This is a genomic window from Neobacillus sp. NRS-1170 (assembly GCF_050468025.1).
In genome coordinates, this window is record NZ_JBITPF010000023.1 from 25,750 (window position 1) to 50,215 (window position 24,466).

The window sequence follows — 24,466 nt, forward strand, 5'->3', positions numbered from 1 at the left end:
AATGAAATTAAATCGTAAACCTAAAATTGGTATAGACAACTAGATAATGGCGATGCTAAGATTTAGATATAACCTGAAAGGAAGTCTTGAAGATGATTCATAAAGTTAATCATATTTTACTGAAGGGCGTAAGGGTTTATACAGAAGACCGCATAATAGTAAATGGATATATAAAAATAAAAGACAAAAAAATTATTGAGATAGGATCTACAGAAGATCTATGTAATGAAGAAATCTATAACGTGATTGAAATACCTGCCGATTTTAATGCAGTTCCAGGCTTTATCGATGTTCATATCCATGGAGTGGCTGGTGCAGACACAATGGATGCCACCAAGGAAGCACTGGACACAATGGTGGCTGCCTTGCCAAAAGAAGGGACTACCAGCTTTTTAGCTACAACTATGACACAAGAGGGAAAACAAATAGAAAATGCTTTAATTAATGCTGGACGATACATCAAAGAACAGAAATTTCAAGGGTTGGCTGAAGTACTAGGAATTCATCTTGAAGGCCCTTTTGTAAATGCTAAAAGAGCTGGGGCACAACCAATTCAGCATATTGTTGACCCAAATCTCGCATTATTCAAGGACTGGCAAAATCTTTCCAATAATACGATCAAACTAGTTACGTTAGCGCCTGAGCAGCCTGGCGGACTTGAAATGATTCGCTACTTAAAAGACCATCAAATTGTTGCATCCATTGGTCATACGGACGCAACTTATGAACAGGTTGGCAAAGCAATCGAAGCTGGTGCGAATCACGTCACACACCTCTTCAATCAAATGAGGGGGCTTCATCACCGTGAACCAGGCGTTGTAGGCGCCGCATTTTTACGTGATGAATTAAAAGCAGAAATAATAGTTGATGGGGTACATGTCCGGCCGGAAATGGTCAAACTTGCTTACAAAGAAAAGCAAAGTGAAGGGCTAATATTAATAACTGATTCTATGAGGGCAAAATGCTTGAAAAACGGGATGTATGATCTTGGCGGACAAGAGGTAACGGTTAAGGATGGAAAAGCCGTTCTTGCAGACGGAACTCTTGCAGGAAGCATTTTAAAATTAGGGCATGCCGTTAAAAATATTTTAGCCTATACGGGGTGTTCGCTTGAAGAAGCCGTTGAAATGGTGTCTGTAAATCCTGCTAAGCAATTAAATATATTCGAACACAAAGGAAGTATCGCTGCAGGTAAGGATGCTGACATTGTCATCCTGGATGACAAAATGGAAGTGTTTATGACATTTTGCCGCGGCACACTTGCCTATAAAAAGGAGGGTTTATCCTATGAAAGTCATTGAAGTGAAAGATTACGCCGAAATGAGTCAAAAAGCCGCTGATTATATTATCCAAAAGGTTTGTCAAAATCCGTGGATAAAGCTGGGACTCGCCACAGGCGGGACACCAATTGGAACTTATAAAAACTTAATTGAAGACCACAAAAAGAATGGAACTTCTTATCAAAATGTAACGACTTTTAATTTAGATGAATACATTGGTCTCTCAGTTGATAATAAGAATAGCTACCGGTATTACATGAAAGAGCAGCTTTTTAATCATATTGATATTAATATGAATAAAACCAATATCCCCAAAGGTGATATAAAGGATATTGAAGCAGAATGCCTTCGGTATGAGGATTTAATTAGTAATCATGGTGGCATTGATCTGCAAATTCTTGGAATTGGCAGTAACGGGCATATAGGATTTAATGAGCCTGGAACTTCATTTAACTCGATTACCCATATTGTCAAATTAGCTCGCTCAACCATAAATGCTAACGCCAGATTTTTTAATCGAGTAGAAGAAGTTCCGACAAAAGCGATTACAATGGGTATATCATCCATTTTAAAAAGTAAAGAAATTCTTCTTTTGGTTTCCGGAGAAAGCAAGAAAGAAGCTTTATTCAAGCTTTTAAATGGTGAAATAAATGAAAGTTTCCCTGCATCTGTGTTGAAAAATCATCCATGTGTTACAATTATTGCAGATAAAGCGGCGGTTGCGGGTTTAAAGGTTCATTGTTAAGTTATAAAATAAAGTGCGAATCTGCGGCTGCCCTAGTTAAATTAGAAAGGTGTATGTAGGAGATGATTAATAAAAACTCCCCCATTCCACTTTATTATCAACTGGAAGAACATATAAAAGAATTAATTGAAAATGGTGAATTAATGCCTGGAGATGCGTTGCCTCCTGAAAGAGAATATGCTGAAAAGTACAAAATAAGCCGGATGACAGTCAGACAAGCCTTTACCCAGCTAGTAAATGAGGGGTATTTAAATCGTTTGCAGGGGAAAGGAACATTTGTCGCCGAACGGAAAATTGAACAGCCTTTGCAGGGACTGACAAGCTTCACGGAAGATATGATTTCAAGAGGACTTTCCCCCGGGAGTCAATTAATTCATTTCGAGATCATTCCTGCAACTAGTCAAATTGCCGGGCAGTTAACGATTCAAGAATATGGGCCGGTATATGAAATAAAGCGGATTCGTTTAGCTGATGGGGTTCCCATGGCTTTAGAAACCAATTATATTTCAGCAAACCTTATAAAAGGACTTACGGAAGAAATTGTGAATCAATCCTTATACGCCTACATTGAAGGGCAATTGAATCTAAGAATCGATAGTGCTTCACAAGTTATCGAGTCCTCTATTGCAAGTCAAACCGAAGCAAATCATTTAAAAATTTCCAAAGGGGCGCCGGTGATGTTGATTCAACGAAATACTTACCTGCAAACTGGCACTCCTGTTGAATATGTTAAATCTGTCTATAGAGCAGACCGATATAAATTTAAGATTCAAATGAAACGCTAAACAGCTGCATTCTTGCATCTGTTTTTTTATTTTATTTGCTGTTTATCATTCCTTGGTGAATAAGACGTTTATTACCATTAATACTTTCTCCAAAAAAATTAAAAATAAGAAGGCAAGTGATTCTTTTTTGCAAGGAGGAGGTATTTCAATTGATAAAAAAACCAGTGGGTTTAGTTTTAACAGCGGTCCTAACTATGGGACTTGCTGCTTGTAATAACAATAATAAAAATGATTTAAATGATCGAACTGGGATGAATATAACAGATAGGGATAACCGTATTATTGATGTCCGTAATGGCAGAGATGATGGCATCGACCACAACGGACCACTTACAGAGGATTACACTAATAGAAATAACAATGACCGGGATCTTGACTTAAATCTGTTTAATGATAATCGTAAAATTAAACGAAATAAAGATGATATGATTTCGGCATATCAAACAAACTTAGACAGCGATCAATATCCGCATACACAAGCGGTATTAATCAAGGATGCTAAATACCAATTTGTTCGTCTTGATCCAAGCCAAGCCAATATGTCGGGGATGATGCAGCAAATACAGCCATATTTACAGCAGCAACTTCAGCCGTATTTACAGCAGCAAACTCCAAATGCTGGAGCACCAGCCGGACAACAAACGCCGAGAGTTACAGCACCTACACCGAAGGTAACTTCACCGGCCCCAAATCAAACACAGCCGGCTCAGCCAGCACCAAAGCCAGCCGCACCAGCACCAAAGCCGGCCGTACCAGCACCAAAGCAGCCTGCTCAGACCCAAGCTCCCGCTCCGACCACTGGGGCAGTCAGCCAATATGCGCAGCAGGTTATTGATTTAACGAATGCACAAAGAAGTAAAAATGGTCTTTCAGCTTTAAAAGCTGATACACAGCTAAGTGGAGTTGCCCAAAAGAAAGCTGTCGATATGCAGCAAAATCATTATTTTTCTCATACCAGCCCAACTTATGGTTCACCATTCGACATGATGAGAGATTTTGGTGTAACCTATAGAGCAGCAGGTGAAAATATTGCACAAGGCCAGCGCACACCACAGGAAGTTGTTACTGCCTGGATGAACAGTCCAGGACATCGTGCAAACATTTTAAGCTCCAAATTTACTCACATTGGAGTGGGCTATGAAGGAACTGGTAAACATTGGTCACAAATGTTTATCGGGAAATAATCAAAAAAAACGACGGGTATATGATTAGCCCGTCGTTTTACAATTATTCATTTTTCATTAGAGAAGATATGGTTGGAAATTCAAAATGAAAGGTTGTTCCTACTCCAAGTTCACTTTCGACCCAAATGTTCCCGTCCATTGCCCGAACAATGCTATAGACAACCATCATTCCTAGTCCGGTGCCGTTTTTACCTTTTGTCGAATAAAACGGTTCTCCTAACCGTTCAAGTTGTTCGCTCGTCATGCCAATTCCGGTGTCTTTCACTCGAATGGTTACATTGTTTTGGGTATACTCAGTAGTAATAGATAAATACCCCCCATTTGGCATCGCTTCTATTCCATTCTTAAGCACATTTACAAAGCATTGGCGAAATTTCTGTTGATCACCTTTGATGAAACCTATAACGGAAAAATCAGTTAAAATTTCTACAGAATTTTGATTAGCTAATGGTTGGAGAATATTAATGATTTGTCTTAGTTCACTTTTCACATTAAGTTCCTCAAACGTTTCTAATGAGGGCTTAGCAAACGTTAAATAATCCTGAATAACTCTCTCTGCAGATATTAATTCTTCCTTTACAATCGAGAGGTATTCCTTTCTTTTTTGCCTGGAAAGATAATCATCCTGCAGCAATTGAACAAAACCGCTTGCTGCTGTAAGTGGATTTCGAATCTCATGAGATATTGCTGCTCCCATTTGCTCAACTGCCTTTAATTTTTCCGCTTTTATGAGCTGCTGTCTCATTTCAATATTTCTTCTTACAAATTCAATAGAATAGGATATAATCCCAATACCAAGAGGAGGAATCACTAAGTAGGCAAACAAAGCATCGAACAGGTTAGAATGAGTGTTTTCAAATTCCATTCCAATAACAGTAAAGGCTCCAAGAATGATACCCATAACGACTGATATGAAAATGCGACGAGCAGAAACCTGCCTTGAAAACCACGGATAAAGTCTCCATAAAAAAATACTAAGTGGAACATAAAGTAGTAATGTTTGATAAAAACCTAAATTAATCCCATAGAAAATCCTTAAAATGATTGTGGCAGCTATCAGAATAGGTCCTATTCCTGCGTAAAGTCCGCCAATTACCAAAGGTATGATTCTTAAATCATATCTGGCAAAGGAAACAGGTTTATAAGAAAACTGAATAAAAATCCAAAGAATAAAAATAGAAAATAGTATGATAAAAGGTTTAGATATATTTGTCCTTTTACTTTTTTCGAAAAAAATGACACAAAAAAATAGAAGAATGATTAAAATGGTGAGATTTAAGAAAAAGTGTTTCGTAATTTCCATTTATTTCACCGTCCATAAAATGCCTTTAGGAAAATTTTACAGGTATTTCCCACAAGATACAACAAAATTTGCATAATATTTCGAAAAAACACAACAAAAGAATTAATTTTATTAAAAAAGGGGATTGTTCTAACCCAACCCCCTAGCGTACAGATGAAACGGTGTTTCTTCCTTTGGTTTTGGATAAATAAAGAGCAGTATCCGCCTTTTGAATTAGTAGGTGCGGCTTTGATGAAGGATCTGGAATCATTGTGGCAATACCAATACTTAATGTGACAATATTTGCAATCTCCGAACTTGTATGAGGAATCTTGAGTGACTGAACGGTATCTTGAATATGCTGGGCAATTCTTCTGCCTTCCGTCTCGACGGCAGCAGGGAGGATAAGCACAAACTCTTCACCGCCATATCGACAGAATGTATAGCTCGAATCAGATGGAAACAAGTCTTGAATGGCTTGGGCTATAGCTTGTAAACAAAAATCCCCTGATAAATGACCATATGTGTCATTGTATTTTTTAAAATAATCTATATCGAACATGAGTAAGGAAATAGGTGAGTTTGTAGATATGGAATTGAACCACACTGTTTCCAGGGTTTGGTCAAAATATCTGCGATTGGCAATGCCGGTTAAACCGTCCATAAAGGATAAACGATTCAAAAGCTCATTTGCCTCATGCAATTTTTTCTCAGATTCCCTGAGTTTAATGACGCCTACATACAATTCCCTTTGTGCCTGATTTGATTTTGCAACAAACTCTAAAAAATGGTATGCAATAAATCCGCCGATTAAAGAAAATGTATAATGAACTAGTAATACATTCTTCAGGACGTTTAAGTCATGAATTCTAAGAAAGAAAATAAATGATATGATCAATAATCCCATCAGATTCATGACGAATGCTTTTGCCGATGGATGATATCTAAATTTGGAGATTACTCCACAGACTATTCCTGTTAAAAGCGCTCCAAAGGAAGGGAGCAGGGCTGCTTGATTAAAGCCAAAAAATACGATTCTTCCAATTGCAATTAGCAGGGAAGCAAGTAACGCGGGAATAAAGCCGCCGAAAATTGCTGCAATAACAATAGCGATGTGTCTTAAATCGGCGATAATATTCGTGCTAATATGAATGCTGAACACCATTAATATATTTCCAAGAAATCCAAAGGATAGTCCCCAATAAAGCTTTGTAGATAAAGGGGCTGAGAAGGTTAAGGGCCTGTCTTTAAAAATTTGTCCCATGAGAGAAAAGGCCGCTATTAAAAAAGCGGTATTTGTAACAAAATCTTTTAACATTAATATATCTCCTGGACTGTAAAAGTGATTGCCTCGGTTTATTCTTCCAATTATATAATAAATTAACTATTTTCGACAAAATTTGATATAAACAATTAAAAAAAGAAACTTCTAGTAAAATGGAAGTTTCTTTTTTGTAGACTTTACTGCCAATTTTTTTAGCTAAATTTTTGAACAATAGGTGAAGTCTTGAACAATAAGTGTCTAGTAAAATCCTATTTCCAATTAAATACAGAATATTTAAAATGGAAAAAATTTTTTAATAGCGCTTTCAAAATATTATTGACGGAACCAAACAGTGGGTGATAAGATACAAATATCATTAATTAGTTCACTAAACTAATTAATAAAATCTCGAGATTAAATTTTTTTAAAAGACAATGAAAAGGATTTCAAATTTTTAAAAAGTCAGTCATTCATCAAAAAGAGTTAGTAGAATTTATATTAAATTTTCCAAACAAAATCAAACTAGTTATGGAGGGGTAAAGATGAGTCAAAATGCTAAGCTTAAAGTGGATGTAACAACAAGTGGACCAATGGCTGAAACAAAGCCATTTGGAATGAAAGATAAACTAGGTTATTTATTTGGGGATTTCGGGAATGATTTCTTCTTTATTTTAGTGGCTGCGTTCTTAATGGTTTATTATACAGACGTTTATGGTCTTAATCCGGCATATGTTGGTACACTGTTTTTAATTGCACGATTATGGGACGCTGTAGCAGACGTTTCATGGGGACGTTTTATTGATACAAGAAAAGCAGGTAAAAATGGAAAGTTTAGACCTTGGATTTTTAGAATGTCCTTTCCGCTTGTTATTACAGGTGTCTTAATGTTTGTTCACATTCCAGGAATGTCAACAGGATTTTATGAAGCCTATGCATTTGTAACCTATATTTTGTGGGGAACCTTATATAGTACTGTTAACATTCCTTATGGTTCAATGGCATCCGTTATTACAAGTGATCCTGTTGAGCGTACAAGCCTATCAAGCTTCCGTACATTAGGTGGCAATTTGGCAGGTTTAATCATTAACGTTGTTGGTCCGATGATTTTGTTCGTAAACAATAAAGCAGATGCAAATCACTTCTTATTAGGTGCAATTATTTTTGGAGTTCTTTCAATCGCATGTTATATGGCATGTTATAAATTGTCAGTTGAACGTATTGTAATGGATGAAACAGAAAAACCAAAAGTCAAATTAAGCCAAACAATGAGAGGTCTTGTAAAAAATAAGCCATTATTATGGATTTTAATCGCTTCTTTAACCTTTATGGTATGTTTCATGTTAATTGGTACGGTAAACGTCTACCTATTTAAAGATTATTTTGGCAACACAAAAGCACTAAGTATGGTAGGACTTATTCAATCTGTAGCAGTATTTGTGGGTATGCCTTTAATTAAACCGTTAGTTGCTAAATTCGGTAAAAAAGAAATTGCATCTGCAGGTATTCTACTTGCCGCAGTGGTTTATGGTGCTTTATATTTAATGCCTAACTTAACGGCAAATCAATTTACTGGAATTTTATCAATCGCAATGTTTGGCTATGGAATTTTTAATTTAGTAGTTTGGGCGTTTGTAACTGACGTTATCGATTATCATGAATATTTAACTGGATTACGAGAAGATGGAACCGTTTACTCAATCTATTCTTTTGCACGTAAAGTGGGTCAGGCAATTGCCGGTGGTCTTGGCGGTTATGCGATTGCTGCAGTTGGATATAACCCAACTCTAAAAGCCCAAGCTCAAAGCACACTAGATGGGATTCATACTTTAGGTACACTAGTTCCATTCATTGTCTTATTTGTGATTTTCTTAATTCTTGTCTTCTTATATCCATTAAATAAAGTGAAAACAAAACAGCTTGCCATTGATTTAGCAGAAAAAAGAAATTCTTAATCTGATGAAAATACAAAAATATTGTAGAAGAATTAAAAATAAAAAATTCGAATGAAAATTAAAAAGTGCATAAGAAAAAACCCCTTTCAGCTTCCTTGCTAAAAGGGGTTTTACTATTGTAAAAACGCCTAAATGAGTGCGCTTTCATTTCGTGTGGCTTGCTGGTCATAGGATAAGTTCAGCATAGGCACATCTAAAAAATGTTTGATTGCAAGGGCACATGCTCCGAGAACACATGATTTTTTTCCGATATGGGATAATGTTAACTCCCGATAGTGGCTGATGGAGGAATTTAGTTTTTCCTTAATTTTTGTTAAAGAGTCTGGATACATTCGCAGTAATTCACTATCAAGGACAAGCACTTCCGGGTTATACATATTAATCAAATTATTTAAACCGATAGAGAGATAATATATGAATTGCTCCATCATTTCATGAACTTCTTGATCACCTTCATCAAGCATTTTCTGAATTTGATTATATGTTAAATTCTTAATGTTCCTTGTTTCAGAAAGAAATTCAAAAATTCTTGATTCTGAAGAGTATTTTTCCCAGCAACCTTTATTTCCACAATTACAAGGTCTGCCATCTGGCACAATGATCATATGACCTGCTTCACCTGCAAAACCGTCATAACCTCGAAAAAACTCATTTTTCATCATCATTCCGAGGCCAATCCCGGAGTAAAGGGATGTACTTAAAAGATTTTCTGTTTCGTGATGAAAAAATACACGTTCTGCAAATGAAGAGAGATTTGCATTGTTTTCAATATAGATAGGGATATTAATCTGTCTTTCCAAATTACCTTTAAGGTCAAGATCGTTCCAATGCAGGCGTGGAACATAATGAATTATCTCATCTTTTGCCACAAGACCATGGATCGCAATGACAATCCCCACTATACCGTAACGACTATCGGAGTACGCAGTCTCATATTGTTTAATTTGTTTAACTAAAAGGGGAAGAATCTCAGAGTATTCAGTTGTATTTATTTCAATAAAATTTGAAGAGATAGGATGACCAACAAGATTCGAAAGTGTAAAAGAAATTTGTCCATAATCAAGGTCAATACCTAGGGCATACCCTGCTTGGCCATCTAAAGATAGCATAATTGGCTTCCTGCCGACTGAATTGTGTTCAAGCTGTGTTTCGATAATAAGCCCCTCATCTAATAAATCAGCCACCTGCGCTGAGATGGTTGCTCTTGTTAAGGCCGTAACTTTGGATAAATCTGCCCTCGAAATCATTCCTTCTTTGACAATTTCTCGAATAATTAAGGAGCGGTTGATTTTTTTTATATAAGCCGCATCGCCGGTAATCATTAATATCCTCCATTTCACGCAGATCATTAAATATATTACTATTATAACAGGTTATTTCAATTTATTCATAAACTGTTAATTGACTAAACAAAATAATCATGTTAAATTAGGTGTATAATTAATTTGTTCACTAAACAAATTAAAAAATAAAACACTTTATTTTTTTTATAAACATTGTAAGGGTTTACAGATATGGAGGGGACATTATGAAAGCCTTTTTAGACAAACAGTTTTTACTCAACACAGACACAGCCGTTCAGCTTTATGAAAATGCTGTTACATGGCTGCCGATTTTTGATTTTCACTGCCATTTAAATCCACAAGAGGTTTGGGAGAACAAGCCTTATGAAAATATTACACAGGTATGGCTAGGCGGGGACCATTACAAATGGCGATTAATGCGAATGCATGGTAATAGTGAACGTTTTATTACTGGGGATGCAAGTGATTGGGAGAAATTTGCTGCTTGGGCTGAAACCGTTCCTTATATTATTGGAAATCCGCTTTATCATTGGACACATATGGAATTGAAAATGTTTTTTGGTATTGAAAAAACACTTAGTCCGGAAACAGCCCGTGAGATTTACGAGGAATGTAATGAAAAGTTAAAGCAGCCGGATTTTAGACCAAGAGCTTTTATCGAACGTTCGAACGTGAAATTTATCGGCACAACAGATGACCCAGTTTCAACACTTGAATACCACAAATTATTAAAAAATGATGATTCCTTTAAAGCAATTATTGCACCGACATTCCGACCTGATGGGGCACTTTTAATTGAGCGTCCTACATTTGAACCTTGGATTGAAAAATTAAGTGAAGTTTCCGGAATTAAGGTTAATTCTGTGGATGCATTTTTACAGGCATTAAAGCACCGTGTTGATTTCTTTCATGAAAATGGCGGGCGGGCATCTGACCATGATATTCAAAAAATGGAATATGTAGAAACGGCAAAAGAAGAGGTTGAAAAGATCTTTAATAAGCGTATAAGCGGAGAGCAACTATCTAATAATGAATTAGTGGCCTATCGTGCTTTCTTATTGAAAGAGCTTGGAAAAATGTATGCTGAAAAACAATGGGTTATGCAGCTTCATATGGGAGCACTAAGAAATAACAATTCTAAAATGAAAGAACTTATAGGTCCAGATACAGGCTTTGACTCTGTTGGTGAAGCGAACTTTGCTGAAGGATTGTCTCGATTCCTAGATGCTCTGGACAAAGAGGATGCTTTACCAAGGACAGTTTTGTTTAATCTAAATGCTAAAGATAATGTAGTTCTTGCAGGAATGATGGGGAACTTCTATGAAGAAGGTATTCCTGGAAAAGTTCAATTAGGTTCCGGCTGGTGGTTCCTCGACCATATTGATGGCATGGAAAAGCAAATGAAGGATTTTGCTAACGTTGGACTACTTAGCCATTTTATTGGCATGTTGACGGACTCCCGGAGCTTCCTTTCATATGCCCGCCACGACTATTTCCGCCGAATTCTCTGTAACATTTTAGGAGAATGGGTGGAAAAAGGCTTTGCTCCAAATAATATGGAATTCCTAGAGCAGATGGTAAGGAATATCGGCTATTACAATGCAGAAAAATATTTTTTACAACGTTAAAAAGGTTTACAATTATAAAAGATAACATAACTAGGAAAGTTGAGGGATATGAGATGTCGAAACAACAAATTGGTGTTGTTGGTTTAGCTGTAATGGGGAGAAACCTGGCTTTAAATATTGAAAGCAGAGGTTATTCTGTTGCAGTCTTTAACCGTTCATACGAAAAAACTGAAGAGTTTTTAAAGAATGAAGCAGAAGGTAAAAACTTTGTTGGAGCCCGCACTGTCAAAGAGTTTGTCAATTCACTAGAAGAGCCAAGAAAAATCTTATTGATGGTAAAAGCCGGCACAGCAACAGATGCTACGATTAATTCGCTAAAACCTTACCTTGAAGAAGGCGATATCCTGATCGATGGCGGAAATACCTTCTTCCAGGATACAATTAGACGAAATAAGGAGCTTGAAACAGCAGGCTTCCATTTTATTGGCACAGGTGTTTCCGGAGGGGAAGAAGGTGCATTAAAAGGTCCTGCCATCATGCCAGGCGGTAAAGAAGAAGCTTATGAGCTGGTCAAACCTATTTTTGAAGCCATTTCTGCTAAAGTTAACGGAGACCCCTGCTGTACTTATATTGGACCAAATGGAGCAGGTCACTATGTAAAAATGGTTCATAATGGCATTGAATACGGCGATATGCAATTAATTTGTGAAGCATATTTTATCTTGAAAAATGTCCTTGGTTTGAATGCAGAAGAACTTCATGAAGTATTTGCAGAATGGAATAAAGGGGAATTAGACAGTTATTTAATCGAAATTACAGCAGATATTTTTACAAAGGTTGACGAAGAAACTGGCAAACCTCTTGTAGAAATGATTTTAGATACTGCCGGACAAAAAGGCACAGGAAAATGGACAAGCCAAAATGCCTTAGATCTTGGAGTACCGCTGCCAATCATTACTGAATCCGTCTTTGCCCGCTTTATTTCAGCCATGAAAGAGGAGCGTATTCAAGCAAGTAAAATCCTGAATGGCCCAGCAGTTAAACCATTTGAAGGTAATAAAGAAGAACTGATTGAAGCGGTTCGAAAAGCCTTATATATGAGTAAAATTTGCTCTTATGCACAAGGATTTGCCCAAATGCGGGCTGCATCGGAAGAATACGAATGGAATCTTCGTTACGGCGATATCGCAATGATTTTCCGAGGCGGTTGTATCATTCGTGCCCAATTCCTGCAAAAAATTAAGGATGCCTATGACCGTGAGCCACAATTAGCAAATCTTTTATTAGATCCTTATTTTAAAGAAATCGTAGAAAGCTATCAGAAGGAATTACGTCAAGTTCTGGCTATGGCGATTGAACGCGGTATTCCTGTGCCGTCATTTGCGAGTGCCATTGCATACTATGACAGCTATCGGACTGAAACTCTTCCAGCGAACTTGCTTCAGGCACAACGTGACTACTTTGGTGCTCATACGTATCAACGTGTCGATAAAGATGGCGTTTTTCATACAAACTGGATGGAATAATCTTAACCGGCAAAAAGGGACAAAACTTACCAATGGTTTTGTCTCTTTTTTCTGAAATAAATATATAAAAAGCAATCTTAGTCAAAAATATATAATAACAAAGCAGTTTTAGAGAATGATTTTTGTCTTTATTTTTAATAAAATTAAAGTATGTTAAGTTAACAAACAAATTTGTTAGCGCTTACTCAAAAGGGTGTGAGATCATGAAATTAATGAATGAGTGGATAAATGCTTTTTATCGAGTTCGAGGGGTAGAATCTAATAGCTTTCAATTTCATTCACACCAGGAATATGAGATTTACTTTTTTCATTCTGGAGATTGTAAGTATTTAATTAACAATCGAATTTATGAGTTGCAGCCGGGGGATATTATCCTTCTGGATGGCCTAACCTTGCATAAACCAAATCCAAGGCCGGGCAGCACGTACACTAGGAGCATGCTTCATTTTTCTCCTACCTGGTTAGATGAGATTTTGTCAGTCCTAGGAATGCCTTATTTATTAGACCCATTTCAAAAGCTAAATAATTATTTGCTTCGTACCGGGTATGATGAATCAGGGCAATTTGTCGATGGGAGAATCAAGAAAATTGCCGGCCTAATCGCGGAAATGGATGAAGAAAAACAGCGAAATCACGAGAAAAATGACCAATTAGAAGCAGAAGTAAGGCTTGAGCTCGTTCAATTATTGTTAGGAATTTATAAAATGAGTCAAAAGGATTTGGCTCAGCTCCCAGGCAAAAAGGCAGAGAAGGAACAACATGCCGAGTCTATTGCAACTTGGATAAATGATCATTATTCCGAAAAGATAACATTGGACCGAATTGCCGCTGAGCTAAATTTGAGTAAATATTATACTTCTCATGTCTTTAAGGAAGTAACAGGATATACGATTATGGAATATGTGATGGGCTGCCGACTTAATCAAGTAAAGTATTTACTAGAAATGGAACCAGATCGAACGTTATCTGAGGTTGCTCGAGCAACAGGCTTTGAAAGTATGGCCCATTTCAGCCGTTTCTTTAAAGAAAAGGTGGGCGTGACGCCGTCCAATTATCGGAAAAATAAACGAAATACTGTAAAAAAGGAGGATTTATATTCATGAATAAGGATTTAATGATTTCCGGCTTTTCTGATGAAATCTCATCTGATTTTGATACTCAGCTCGAGGTTGTTGCAAACCTTGGCATGCGTTATCTATCACTGCGTGGGATTGATGGGAAAAATATTGGCGACTTTTCTTTTGCCGAAATCAAAGAAAATGTGCAACCTCGTTTACAAAAAGCCGGAATAGGCGTTTCTTCTATCGGATCGCCGATTGGAAAGATCTTTATAAATGATGAAGAGGGTTTTGCTAAACAAAAGGTGATGCTTGAAGAGCTTTGCAAAATTAGTATTTTACTAGATTGCAAGTATATCCGATTATTCAGTTTCTATATACCAAAAGGTGAGGACGCTGATCTCTATCGAGAGCATGTTATCAGCAAGTTAAAGCAATTTGCATCAATTGCTGCTGAATATCATGTCATTTTATTACATGAAAATGAGAAAGATATTTTCGGTGATATTGCAAGACGCTGCCATTCGATTTTGAAAGCGGTTGACTCTCCAAATTTTAAGGCGATTTTCGATTTTGCTAACTTTGTTCAATGTGGCGAGGACACTCAAGCTTGCTACGACTTACTTAAAGATGAAGTCGTTTATATACACATTAAAGATGCTGTATCATCTGATAACGAAAATGTTGTCTGCGGAACAGGAGAAGGGAAAATACCAGAGCTGCTCTCCCAATTTATTAAATCAGGCTATAAAGGCTTCTTAACTTTAGAGCCCCATTTGGTTCTGTTTGATTCTTTAAAAGATTTAGAGCTTGAAGATGCTTCTGAAATTATCAAGGATAACAAGGGACTTGATGGTGCAGGCGGTTATAAACTTCAATATGAAGCACTAATAGAAATTCTATCTAAAATTGAAAGCGGGGAAATGTAATTATGGCTAATGTTAGATTGGGGATTATTGGTTTAGGTGCTCAAGGCGGTGCATATGCAGGTTTCATTGCAGAAGGCAAAGTGAAAAATATGGAAATCGGTGCCATTTGTGATGCTGATCCTGCTAAAAAGCAATTAGCTCAGGAAAAGTATCCTGATGTCCCTTTCTATGATAACTATATTGATATGCTAGAAAGTGGCACTGTTGATGCAGTGGTTACATGTGTACCTCACTATTTACACCCAGAAATGGGAATTGAATCGTTAAAGAGAGACATCCATGCATTAGTTGAAAAACCAGCTGGTGTTTATACACAACAGGTTCAAGAGTTAAATGATTTTGCTGCAACTAAGCCAGAGGTTAAGTTTGGAATCATGTTTAACCAACGGACAAATCCACTTTATCAAAAAGTAAAAGAAATTATTGATAATGGTGAAATTGGTAATATCCGCCGTACAAACTGGGTCATTACTACTTGGTGGAGACCACAAGGTTATTATAACCAAAGTGAATGGAGAGCAACATGGGGCGGCGAAGGCGGCGGTGTCCTTGTTAACCAAGCTCCACACCAAATCGACTTGCTTCAATGGATTTGCGGAATGCCGAAAAAGGTTTATTCCAATGTAAAATATGGCTACCAAAGAGACATTGTAGTAGAAGATGAAGTAACAGCAGTACTTGACTATGGCAATGGTGCAACAGGTGTATTTGTTACCTGTACACATGACATTGTAGGGACAGACCGTTTTGAGATCCTAGGAGATAAAGGGAAAATTGTAGTGGATGACAGCAAAAAGGTAACAATTAAACGTCTTGTTAAGCCGGAAAATGAAATGAGCGCTACCATGAGCATGCAGGATGTAATGAAAATTTTCATAGGCGGAAATGCAGATGATATTTTCACCGAGGAAGTGCTTGAGTTTGGCAGCGTATGGGGCGAACAGCACATTGCCGTATTAGAAGACTTTGCTTCGGCAATTGTAGAGGGTACTCCACTATTAGCTCCAGGCAGCGATGGCATAAATGGTGTTAGACTTGCAAATGCAATTCATCTTTCAAGCTGGTTAGGAAAAGAAGTAGAAGTACCATTTGATGAAGATTTATTCCTGAAAGAATTAAATAAAAGAATTGCTGAAGAAGGTAAATATCCTGTAAGAGGCTAATCTATCACAATAAACGAACTCATCGCTGAAAGGCTTTGAGTTCGTTTTAAAGAGGGGAATAGTTATGCTAAAAGCAGCGTTAATTGGGCTTGGTGATATTTCTAAAATTCATTCGCCTGCAATTAAAGCAAACCCAAATGTAGAACTTATTGCAGTTTGTGATGTTGATGAAGAATTAAGAAATATTGTTCCAGAAGCTCGTTTTTATATTGACTATCAAGACATGCTGGAATCAGAAGCACTTGATGTCGTCCATATTTGCCTGCCGCATTATCTGCACAATCCAGTCACAAAGGCATGTGTAGAAAAGGGCGTCCATGTGTTTCTTGAAAAGCCGCTTGGATTAAATACGGAGGAGGCACTCGAGATCGTTTATCTGGAGGAAGCACATCAGGAGGTAAAAGTCTGTGTCTGCTTCCAAAACAGATATAATGAGTCGTTTGAAATGCTCCAAAAAATTGCTCTTAGCAGCGAATATGGAAAGATTGTTGGAATTAAAGGGCTTGTCGCTTGGTATAGACCGAAATCTTATTATGACGTAAACTCATGGCGTGGACAAATGGAATTTGCCGGCGGCGGTGTCATGATAAATCAGGCACTTCATACGCTGGACTTGATGCAATTACTTGGCGGTAAAATCGAATCCATTCGCGGAAATCTTGATCAACTGCTTGATTATGGAATTGAAGTCGAAGACACTGCATCAGCCCGCATTCAATTTGAAAACGGTGCTACTGGCTTGTTCTTTGCTACAAATGCAAATGCAGAAAATTCAAGCGTCGAACTTGAGGTAATTTTTGAAAAAGGAAAATTTACGATTAAAGACAACATCTTAACTCGAGTTACTGAAAATGGCAAAAAGGAAGATTTAATAGAGGATGCAAAACTCCCTGGATCTAAATTTTATTATGGTGCGAGCCATGTAAAGTTAATTCATCAATTCTATCAGTGTATTGAACAAGGTACAGATAATTATGTTCATGCAAAGGATGCACTTCTATCCATTCAAATGATCGATGCGATTCGTAAATCTTCGGATATGAAAAAAACTATCAAATTGGAGGGATAAGCAATGCAAAAAGGAAAAATTGGCGTGCAAATGTTTAATCTTAAAAATAAAATTATTGAGTTAGGCGCATATGAAACGTTAAGAAAAATAAAAGAGCTCGGATTCAATGCTGTTGAGGTTACACAAATACAGATGACGGAGGAAAATGTCGCGGACCTTAGACGGGCAAGTGTAGATTATGATATTAAAATCGCTTCGATTTCAGCGCCATTAGACACTATGCCAGGAATGCCAGGGGAGTCTTTGACGAAGGATTTTGATAAAATCGTCAATGATTGCAGAATCCTTGATTGCAACTTCATCCGAATCGGGATGATGCCAATTAATTTAATGGGCCAAAAAGATAAAGCAATGGAATATATTCACGCGGCAGAAGAAATGGCTGAACGATTGGCGAAATATGGTATTGAACTCTACTATCATAACCATCATATTGAATTTGAGAAATATGATAATGAATGTCTGCTAGATATTATGAAAAATAATACAACCAAACTTGGATTTGAGTTAGATGTTCACTGGGCTCAAAGAGGCGGTGAGAATCCAATAAATGTTATTAAGAGATTTGCAGGACGTGTCTCCTTAATTCACTTAAAGGATTATCGGATTGGCCATATGGATTTAACGGAATCGGACTTTAAGGATATGGGCAAATTCATGCAGAAATTCACAAATATAATTGAATTTGCAGAGCTTGGCCAAGGGAACCTTGATATCAAAGGGATTATTGAGGCCGGTGTCGAGGCTGGCGTTCAATATTATTTAATTGAACAAGACGACACATATGGGCGCGATCCATTTGATTGTCTTAAAGATTCAGCTGACTACTTAAGAAAAATAGGCTATGGAGACTGGTTTTAAAAATGTATGAGGCAGCTGCGATGCAGCTGCTTTTGTTTTGCAAAGGATTAAGGAACGATTGATTTTTTTTAATGTATGCGGCATCCCCAGTAAGCATAATTTTCTCCTTTAACTACATATTTATTGACGTTTTGGAAGCATAATGATATTATACAATTAATTAGTTTGTTTGGTAAACAAATTAAAATGAATTGATTTGTAAATAGCCAAGTAATTGACAAAGTAAGTACATGGTATATAATCCCGTGAGGAACACTTTAAACAATGAAAAGGAGTGAGTATATCCATGGGAATTCTGCAAGAGTTAGTTAAAGATATTCCAATACCGAAGATGGCCAAAGTAAGAGTAAAGTTTGATGAGACGAAAATTGAAAACCTTGAAAAGGAATTAAAAGAAAAAATAAAACGAGAAAAAATCAAAAAACAAATTAAACCTGGGATGGAAATTGCGATTGCTGTCGGCAGCAGAGGGCTTGATCGCCTCGTTGAACTTACTGCAGTAACAGTGCAATTTTTAAAAGAATTAGGTGCAAAACCTTTCATTGTGCCAAGTATGGGAAGCCATGGCGGTGCGACTGCAGAAGGACAGAGAGAAGTGTTAGCTCATCTAGGTGTTACTGAGGAAAGTGCAGGCTGTGAGATTCGCTCATCTATGGAAGTTGTAAAGATTAGCGAACTGCCAAATGGATTGCCAGTGTATGTCGATAAATATGCTTCTGAAGCTGATGGAATCGTGGTGATCAATCGGGTGAAACCTCATACGGCTTTTAGGGGATCAGTTGAAAGCGGCATCATGAAGATGATTAGTATTGGTTTAGGGAAACAAAAAGGTGCAGAGGCATGTCATCAAATGGGTTTTAAGTATATGGCAGAAAATGTACCAGCCATGGCAAAAATCATCATGGAAAAAACACCATTCCTTTTTGGAGTTGCTTCGGTTGAAAATGCATTTGACAGGGTAGCCATTGTTGATGTGTTAACTCCAGATGAGATTATTGAAAAAGAACCTGATTTACAGAAACAAGCCAAAGCTTTATTGCCAAAGTTGTTTTTTGATCAAATAGATGTCCTGGTGATTGATGAAATTGGTAAAAATATTTCGGGTGATGGAATGGATCCAAATATCACAGGCCGCTATCCAACACCTTATGCGTCAGGAGGTCCCGATGTTAGCAAAATGGTCGTGCTTGATGTCACTCGAGAGTCAGAAGGAAATGCCAATGGAGTTGGAACTGCAGATTTTACCAGCCAGCGCCTTGTTGACAAAATGGATTTAGAAGGAACCTATGCAAATGGGTTGACGTCAACGGTTGTCGCACCAACGAAAATAGCGACTACCTTACCTAATGATAAACAGACCATTCAAGCGGCCATAAAAACTTGCAATATCTTAGATTTTAGAACAGTCAAACTCGTTCGAATCAAAAATACATTAAAGCTAAGTGAAATTGAAGTGTCAGAACCATTGCTTGAATATATAAAAAATCATCCAAATATGGAGCAAATATCAGAAGTCTATGAGTTTCCTTTTGATGAAAACGGAAATTTATTCTAGATTATTGGGGGAGAAGAAACATGACAAATTTATTTGATTTGACAGGGAAAACCGCAGTAGCCATTGGGGGAAATGGTGTATTAGGGTCAGCAATGGCAAAAGGGCTGGCAGAACACGGCGCTAAAGTGGCGATTGTCGGACGAAACCTTGAAAAAGCTGAAGAAGTTGTCAAAGAAATTGAACAAAATGGCGGAGAAGCAAAAGCATTTGCAGCGGATGTCAGCTCACAGGAATCATTAATTCAAGCAGCAAATGAAATCGAACAATGGTCCGGCGGCTGGGACATCCTTTTAAATGCTCCGGGTACGAATAGTGCAACTCCTTTCTTTGAGCTTGGAATGGATGAATATGACAAAATCATGGATATAAACTTAAAAGGGATTGTATTAACCTGTCAGATTTTTGCTAAAAGAATGATTGAGCAGGAGAGAAAGGGAAGTATCATTAATATTTCTTCTGTTTCTTCTACAACCCCACTTTCAAGAGTATTTACGTATTCCGTTTCCAAAGCGGGACTAAACAGTGTTACACAGTTCTTAGCACGTGAATTTGCACCGAATGGAATTCGTGTGAATGCCATTATTCCAGGGTTTTTCCCAGCGGAACAAAACCGAAAAATCTTAGATAAAGAACGAATTGAATCAATCATGAGACATACTCCAATGAATCGCTTTGGCGAAGCGGAAGAACTACAAGGGGCAACCGTTTGGCTTGCATCAGAAAATGCTTCAAGCTTCGTAACGGGAGCCTTGATTCGAGTAGATGGCGGCTTTGGAAGCATGACAATTTAATAAGACACATAAATATTAAAAGTGAATGGCTTTAAAAGAGGGGAGAGGGGACCATGCATACAGAGAAGTATGAAAGCCTACAGTCAATTCTCCGGGATTTGAAATCAGTGGTTGTCGCATTCTCAGGCGGGGTGGACAGTACGTTTCTTTTAAAGGCAGCTGTAGATACATTAGGATATGACCATGTATTAGCGGTAACAGCTGACTCCGAAACCTACCCTTCAAGCGAACTTGATGAGGCAAAGGTTCTCGCTGAAAAAATTGGTGTAAAACATCAGGTAATTGAAACATCAGAGTTAGCGATTCCTGGCTATGCGGAGAACAATAAGAATCGATGCTATTTTTGTAAAAGCAGTCTATTTGATCACTTAATTCCGGTCATGGAAGAAAAGGGATTTCAGAATGTGATTTATGGTGTGATTGCTGATGATATGAATGAATACAGGCCAGGCATGCAGGCTGCAAAAGAAAAAGGAATCCGCGGACCGCTGCAAGAAGCGAATCTTTTCAAAGAAGAAATAAGGGAACTTTCACGGAATTTCGATTTACCAACATGGAATAAACCATCGTTCGCTTGTCTATCTTCAAGGATTGCTTATGGTGAATATATTACTAAAGAAAAGTTGACGAAGGTTGAAAAAGCGGAAAGCTATTTAAAATCTTTACAAATCCGGCAGGTACGGGTTCGAACTCATCAAGAGATTGCTAGAATTGAAGTAGAACCGACCGACATGAAAATAGTTTTGGATAACCACGATTCTATAGTCAAAGAACTTCAAGCCTATGGATACAAATATATTACATTAGATTTAATTGGCTACAAAAGTGGCAGTATGAACAAAGTTTTATCCTAAAAGGGAGCAGTTAAAAGAAAAGGCTTTGGAATCCTCCAAGGCTTTTTCATTTAGCGATATTAGGAATTTAGATATACTATGTTTTATTTGAAAAGGAAGAGGAAACATGTATAAAGAGTATGTAATGGGTATTGATTTTGGAACAACTAGCGTCAAAGCATGTGTATTCAACTTGACTGGAAAACTCATCGCTGATTCAGAAGAAATGATTACCTCTTATTATCCAATGCCTGGATGGGTAGAGCAGGATCCAATTGAAATCGAGAGATTAGCAATTAATGCGGTAAGGAATGCGATTAACAAAGCAGGTATTGAAAAAAATGAACTACTTTCCATTGGATTTTCAGCTGCTATGCATTCACTCATATGTGTTGATGAAAACAAAAAGCCGATATCTCCAGCACTTATTTGGGCTGATGGAAGAAGCTTTGACCAGGCTGAGAAAGTATTGGAAGCAACGGGGAGCAAATATTATTCCAGCACAGGCACGCCTATTCACCCAATGACACCGTTCGTCAAGCTTTTATGGATGAAGGAAACAAACTATGAATCCTATAATCTGGCGGCTTACTATATGTCAATTAAGGAGTTTGTGCTTCAATCATGGTTTGATCAACGTGTGATTGACTATTCGATGGCCTCTGCCACAGGTCTATTTAATCCAGCGACACATAGCTGGGATTCGGAATTATTAGGGTTAACTGGTATAAACGAAGGACAGCTTTCGAACATCGTACCTCCGACTGCGATTTTAACAGGAATCCACCCGATTATAGCGGAAGAAATCGGTATCGAGCCTAGTACACCTTTCGTAATTGGAGCAGCTGACGGACAATTAGCAAACCTTGGAATCGGTGCTATTCTTCCTGGAGAAGCAGCCGTTTCAGTAGGGACTAGCGGGGCAATTAGACAATTTACCAAAGGCGTAAAAATAAGTGAAAATCAAGAAACCTTTTGTTATTCCTTTACAGCAGACACTTCCATCATTGGAGGGCCAACGAACAATGGCGGAATTGCCTTACAATGGTTAAAAGATCTTCTGAACTACGAAGGAAATTATGATGAATTCCTTACAGAAGCAGAACGGGTTGCTCCTGGGGCCGATGGCATTATTTTTCTTCCCTATATAAACGGTGAAAGAGCGCCGATTTGGAATCAGCAGGCCAAAGGGAATTTTTATGGGGTTTCGATTACCCACAATAAAGAACATTTTATTCGTGCAGTGTTAGAAGGAATTACATTTAATCTCTATCAGATTGGGAAAGCTTTAGAAAGATTAGCTGGCGAGCCGCAAAAAATTTATGTAAACGGCGGTTTATCAAGGTCTCCGATTTGGCTGCAAATGATGGCTGATGTATTTGAAGCTGAAATCTATGTTTCAGAAAGTCATCATAGTGCTGCTTGGGGTGCAGCATGGACGTCATTAGTTGCCATTGGTAAAGCTGGTTCCTTTGAAGAGATTAAAAAGAATATCCCTATGGGAGAAGCAATTGTTCCAAATAAGGAAAACAGTAAGATCTATAAAAAGGTTTATGAGAAATATGAGAAGCTGGCAATAGACATTGCGAAGTATTTTTAATAATGATAAATAGGATGAAAGAAATTTTATTTCATGAAACGACCATACTTGGTTATCCATTAACTTTTCATCGGCTGGATAGAAGCTTTAGTACTAAGATAAACTAAATACGATTTATAAAATAAAGTATAAAAAAAGAGTTACTGCTCAGATTAATCATGACAGTAACTCTTTTTGTTTCCTAATATTTCAATAAATATTTTTTTAAAAAATATATTGCATTAAGAAATTTTTTTTCATATAATCAATTTACACATGAAAGTGCTTTCAGAAATATGCTTGAAAAAACAAATTAAGTCAGATTATTTTGGGGGTTCATCAATGTTATTATTGATTGTATTTGCTGCAATTGTTGCGTTACTATTGTTAATTACTGTTGCAAAGTTAAATCCGTTTGTCGCATTAATTATCACAGCGGTTGGAGTAGGGTTGGCAACGGGTATGCCTTTAGTTGCTCCAGATCCGGAACATCCTGGTATTATTGATTCCATTAAAGCTGGTATGGGTAATACCTTAGGATTCCTTGCTATTGTCCTTGGCCTTGGTACAATGCTTGGTAAAATGATGGCAGAATCCGGTGGTGCCGAAAGAATTGCCCAAACGCTAATAAGCCGTTTTGGTCAAAAGAATGTACACTGGGCCATGATGTTTGTTGGTTTTATCGTAGGTATTTCTGTATTCTTCCAAGTTGGTTTTGTGTTATTAATTCCATTAGCCTTTACGATTGCTCGTCAAACTGGTGTTTCATTAGTAAAAATCGGTGTTCCTTTAGTAGCTGGTCTTTCCGTAGTCCATGGCTTGGTTCCGCCACATCCAGCAGCAATGGCAGCGGTCGGAATTTTCAAAGCGGATGTTGGTAAAACCATTCTTTTCTCGATTATCGTAGGTTTACCAACTGCAATCCTTGCTGGTCCTGTTTATGCAGGCTGGATAGGAAAACGTATCCATAAAGATGTTCCAAAAGAATTAGCAGAACAAATGGCAGCTCCAAAGGATTTAAAGGAATTACCAAGTTTCTTCAATACTATTTTTACAGTCCTTCTTCCTGTTATTCTAATGCTTATTGCGTCTATTGCGGAAATCCAATTAGACAAAGCAAGCTTTGGTTATAAAGCTCTTAAATTCTTGGGAGATCCAGTTGTTGCGTTATTGATTGCAACTGTATTCTCATTCTTTAGCCTTGGTTTCGCTCGTGGTATGAATCGTGAAAAAATCTTGAAATTTACGAATGACTGTTTGGCACCAACTGCTTCAATCATATTAGTTATTGGTGCAGGCGGAGCATTTAATAAAGTATTACTTGATTCTGGTATCGGAACATATATCGCTGACTTAGCAAAAGAATCACATATGTCACCAATCCTTTTAGGCTGGGGAATTGCAGCGATGATTCGTGTTGCTACAGGATCTGCGACTGTCTCTATGATGACAGCAGCAGGTATTGTGGCGCCAATTGCAGCAGCTATGCCTGGTACAAGCCCTGAACTGCTGGTATTAGCAACAGGTGCAGGCTCACTAATTCTTTCCCATGTTAATGATGCTGGATTCTGGATGTTCAAGGAATACTTCGGAATGTCAGTTAAAGAAACATTAATGACATGGACAGCACTTGAAACTATTATAGCAACAGCAGCACTAGTGTTTATTCTCATCCTTAATGTATTTGTATAACATCACGAATTTGTTGAAAAAAGATGAACCCGCATTGGGTTCATCT

The 24,466-nt window shown here is 37.5% G+C and carries 20 protein-coding genes; 17 read left to right on the forward strand and 3 right to left on the reverse strand.

Annotation, left to right across the window (positions count from 1 at the left end):
- Positions 1-92: 92 nt before the first annotated feature.
- The 4 genes from nagA (at position 93) to ACIFOT_RS09620 (ending at position 3,994) form a co-directional block, all read left to right on the forward strand.
- Positions 93-1,301, forward strand: a complete 1,209-nt coding sequence (nagA, locus tag ACIFOT_RS09605) for an N-acetylglucosamine-6-phosphate deacetylase (protein ID WP_430064131.1) — start codon at positions 93-95, stop codon at positions 1,299-1,301.
- Positions 1,288-2,025 (forward strand): glucosamine-6-phosphate deaminase, encoded by a 738-nt coding sequence (gene nagB / locus ACIFOT_RS09610; protein WP_430064132.1) that lies wholly within the window; start codon positions 1,288-1,290, stop codon positions 2,023-2,025. The genes nagA and nagB overlap by 14 nt, the downstream gene beginning before the upstream one ends.
- 62 nt (positions 2,026-2,087) lie before the next feature.
- Entirely contained in the window at positions 2,088-2,810 is a 723-nt protein-coding gene (locus tag ACIFOT_RS09615; protein ID WP_430064133.1) for a GntR family transcriptional regulator, read from the forward strand.
- Positions 2,811-2,959: 149 nt separating this feature from the next.
- Complete coding sequence (locus tag ACIFOT_RS09620; protein WP_430064134.1) at positions 2,960-3,994, forward strand: CAP domain-containing protein; 1,035 nt, start codon at positions 2,960-2,962, stop codon at positions 3,992-3,994.
- Between the two features lie 43 nt (positions 3,995-4,037).
- On the opposite strand, the gene ACIFOT_RS09625 is transcribed toward ACIFOT_RS09620, so the two are convergent.
- Together ACIFOT_RS09625 and ACIFOT_RS09630 are read right to left on the reverse strand one after the other, a co-directional pair.
- A complete protein-coding gene (locus tag ACIFOT_RS09625; protein WP_430064136.1) occupies positions 4,038-5,297 on the reverse strand; it encodes an ATP-binding protein in 1,260 nt (419 codons plus the stop codon).
- Between the two features lie 142 nt (positions 5,298-5,439).
- Positions 5,440-6,594: a diguanylate cyclase domain-containing protein gene (locus ACIFOT_RS09630; protein WP_430064138.1), complete on the reverse strand. Its 1,155-nt coding sequence runs from the start codon at positions 6,592-6,594 to the stop codon at positions 5,440-5,442.
- Between the two features lie 488 nt (positions 6,595-7,082).
- Between ACIFOT_RS09630 and ACIFOT_RS09635 the strand changes: the two genes are divergently transcribed.
- On the forward strand, positions 7,083-8,492 hold the full coding sequence (locus ACIFOT_RS09635; protein ID WP_430064140.1) for an MFS transporter: 1,410 nt from the start codon (positions 7,083-7,085) through the stop codon (positions 8,490-8,492).
- A 128-nt stretch (positions 8,493-8,620) separates the two neighbouring features.
- Here ACIFOT_RS09635 and ACIFOT_RS09640 read toward each other — a convergent pair whose 3' ends face one another.
- The gene (locus tag ACIFOT_RS09640) at positions 8,621-9,814 is read right to left on the reverse strand and encodes an ROK family protein (protein WP_430064142.1); all 1,194 of its coding nucleotides are present in this window, start codon (positions 9,812-9,814) and stop codon (positions 8,621-8,623) included.
- Positions 9,815-10,020: 206 nt separating this feature from the next.
- On the opposite strand from ACIFOT_RS09640, the gene uxaC reads away from it, so the two are divergent.
- From uxaC to ACIFOT_RS09700, 12 genes are all read left to right on the forward strand, one after another.
- Entirely contained in the window at positions 10,021-11,424 is a 1,404-nt protein-coding gene (gene uxaC, locus ACIFOT_RS09645) for a glucuronate isomerase (RefSeq protein ID WP_430064144.1), read from the forward strand.
- Positions 11,425-11,477: 53 nt separating this feature from the next.
- A complete protein-coding gene (gene gndA / locus ACIFOT_RS09650; RefSeq protein ID WP_430064146.1) occupies positions 11,478-12,890 on the forward strand; it encodes an NADP-dependent phosphogluconate dehydrogenase in 1,413 nt (470 codons plus the stop codon).
- A 203-nt stretch (positions 12,891-13,093) separates the two neighbouring features.
- Entirely contained in the window at positions 13,094-13,993 is a 900-nt protein-coding gene (locus ACIFOT_RS09655; protein WP_430064148.1) for an AraC family transcriptional regulator, read from the forward strand.
- Positions 13,990-14,877 (forward strand): sugar phosphate isomerase/epimerase family protein, encoded by an 888-nt coding sequence (locus tag ACIFOT_RS09660; RefSeq protein WP_430064149.1) that lies wholly within the window; start codon positions 13,990-13,992, stop codon positions 14,875-14,877. The genes ACIFOT_RS09655 and ACIFOT_RS09660 overlap by 4 nt, the downstream gene beginning before the upstream one ends.
- Positions 14,878-14,879: 2 nt before the next feature.
- Positions 14,880-16,040: a Gfo/Idh/MocA family protein gene (locus ACIFOT_RS09665; protein WP_430064151.1), complete on the forward strand. Its 1,161-nt coding sequence runs from the start codon at positions 14,880-14,882 to the stop codon at positions 16,038-16,040.
- Positions 16,041-16,104: 64 nt separating this feature from the next.
- Entirely contained in the window at positions 16,105-17,109 is a 1,005-nt protein-coding gene (locus tag ACIFOT_RS09670; RefSeq protein WP_430064153.1) for a Gfo/Idh/MocA family protein, read from the forward strand.
- Positions 17,110-17,112: 3 nt separating this feature from the next.
- Positions 17,113-17,970: a sugar phosphate isomerase/epimerase family protein gene (locus ACIFOT_RS09675; RefSeq protein ID WP_430064155.1), complete on the forward strand. Its 858-nt coding sequence runs from the start codon at positions 17,113-17,115 to the stop codon at positions 17,968-17,970.
- Positions 17,971-18,256: 286 nt separating this feature from the next.
- Complete coding sequence (locus tag ACIFOT_RS09680) at positions 18,257-19,525, forward strand: lactate racemase domain-containing protein (protein ID WP_430064157.1); 1,269 nt, start codon at positions 18,257-18,259, stop codon at positions 19,523-19,525.
- A gap of 20 nt (positions 19,526-19,545) precedes the next feature.
- Entirely contained in the window at positions 19,546-20,316 is a 771-nt protein-coding gene (locus ACIFOT_RS09685) for an SDR family oxidoreductase (protein ID WP_430064158.1), read from the forward strand.
- A 53-nt stretch (positions 20,317-20,369) separates the two neighbouring features.
- A complete protein-coding gene (gene larE / locus ACIFOT_RS09690; RefSeq protein ID WP_430064160.1) occupies positions 20,370-21,170 on the forward strand; it encodes an ATP-dependent sacrificial sulfur transferase LarE in 801 nt (266 codons plus the stop codon).
- A gap of 106 nt (positions 21,171-21,276) precedes the next feature.
- Positions 21,277-22,749: a gluconokinase gene (locus tag ACIFOT_RS09695; protein ID WP_430064162.1), complete on the forward strand. Its 1,473-nt coding sequence runs from the start codon at positions 21,277-21,279 to the stop codon at positions 22,747-22,749.
- A gap of 321 nt (positions 22,750-23,070) precedes the next feature.
- Positions 23,071-24,420: a GntP family permease gene (locus ACIFOT_RS09700; protein ID WP_430064164.1), complete on the forward strand. Its 1,350-nt coding sequence runs from the start codon at positions 23,071-23,073 to the stop codon at positions 24,418-24,420.
- The last annotated feature ends 46 nt before the right edge of the window (positions 24,421-24,466 follow it).

Coding starts and splice junctions, on each gene's coding strand:
- ACIFOT_RS09615 (WP_430064133.1), top strand. CDS start 2,088: ATGATTAATAAAAACTCCCCCATTCCACTTTATTATCAACTGGAAGAA.
- gndA (WP_430064146.1), top strand. CDS start 11,478: ATGTCGAAACAACAAATTGGTGTTGTTGGTTTAGCTGTAATGGGGAGA.
- nagA (WP_430064131.1), top strand. CDS start 93: ATGATTCATAAAGTTAATCATATTTTACTGAAGGGCGTAAGGGTTTAT.
- ACIFOT_RS09655 (WP_430064148.1), top strand. CDS start 13,094: ATGAAATTAATGAATGAGTGGATAAATGCTTTTTATCGAGTTCGAGGG.
- ACIFOT_RS09675 (WP_430064155.1), top strand. CDS start 17,113: ATGCAAAAAGGAAAAATTGGCGTGCAAATGTTTAATCTTAAAAATAAA.
- ACIFOT_RS09665 (WP_430064151.1), top strand. CDS start 14,880: ATGGCTAATGTTAGATTGGGGATTATTGGTTTAGGTGCTCAAGGCGGT.
- ACIFOT_RS09700 (WP_430064164.1), top strand. CDS start 23,071: ATGTTATTATTGATTGTATTTGCTGCAATTGTTGCGTTACTATTGTTA.
- ACIFOT_RS09685 (WP_430064158.1), top strand. CDS start 19,546: ATGACAAATTTATTTGATTTGACAGGGAAAACCGCAGTAGCCATTGGG.
- ACIFOT_RS09660 (WP_430064149.1), top strand. CDS start 13,990: ATGAATAAGGATTTAATGATTTCCGGCTTTTCTGATGAAATCTCATCT.
- ACIFOT_RS09640 (WP_430064142.1), bottom strand. CDS start 9,814: ATGATTACCGGCGATGCGGCTTATATAAAAAAAATCAACCGCTCCTTA.
- ACIFOT_RS09635 (WP_430064140.1), top strand. CDS start 7,083: ATGAGTCAAAATGCTAAGCTTAAAGTGGATGTAACAACAAGTGGACCA.
- ACIFOT_RS09670 (WP_430064153.1), top strand. CDS start 16,105: ATGCTAAAAGCAGCGTTAATTGGGCTTGGTGATATTTCTAAAATTCAT.
- ACIFOT_RS09625 (WP_430064136.1), bottom strand. CDS start 5,297: ATGGAAATTACGAAACACTTTTTCTTAAATCTCACCATTTTAATCATT.
- larE (WP_430064160.1), top strand. CDS start 20,370: ATGCATACAGAGAAGTATGAAAGCCTACAGTCAATTCTCCGGGATTTG.
- ACIFOT_RS09695 (WP_430064162.1), top strand. CDS start 21,277: ATGTATAAAGAGTATGTAATGGGTATTGATTTTGGAACAACTAGCGTC.
- nagB (WP_430064132.1), top strand. CDS start 1,288: ATGAAAGTCATTGAAGTGAAAGATTACGCCGAAATGAGTCAAAAAGCC.
- ACIFOT_RS09680 (WP_430064157.1), top strand. CDS start 18,257: ATGGGAATTCTGCAAGAGTTAGTTAAAGATATTCCAATACCGAAGATG.
- ACIFOT_RS09630 (WP_430064138.1), bottom strand. CDS start 6,594: ATGTTAAAAGATTTTGTTACAAATACCGCTTTTTTAATAGCGGCCTTT.
- uxaC (WP_430064144.1), top strand. CDS start 10,021: ATGAAAGCCTTTTTAGACAAACAGTTTTTACTCAACACAGACACAGCC.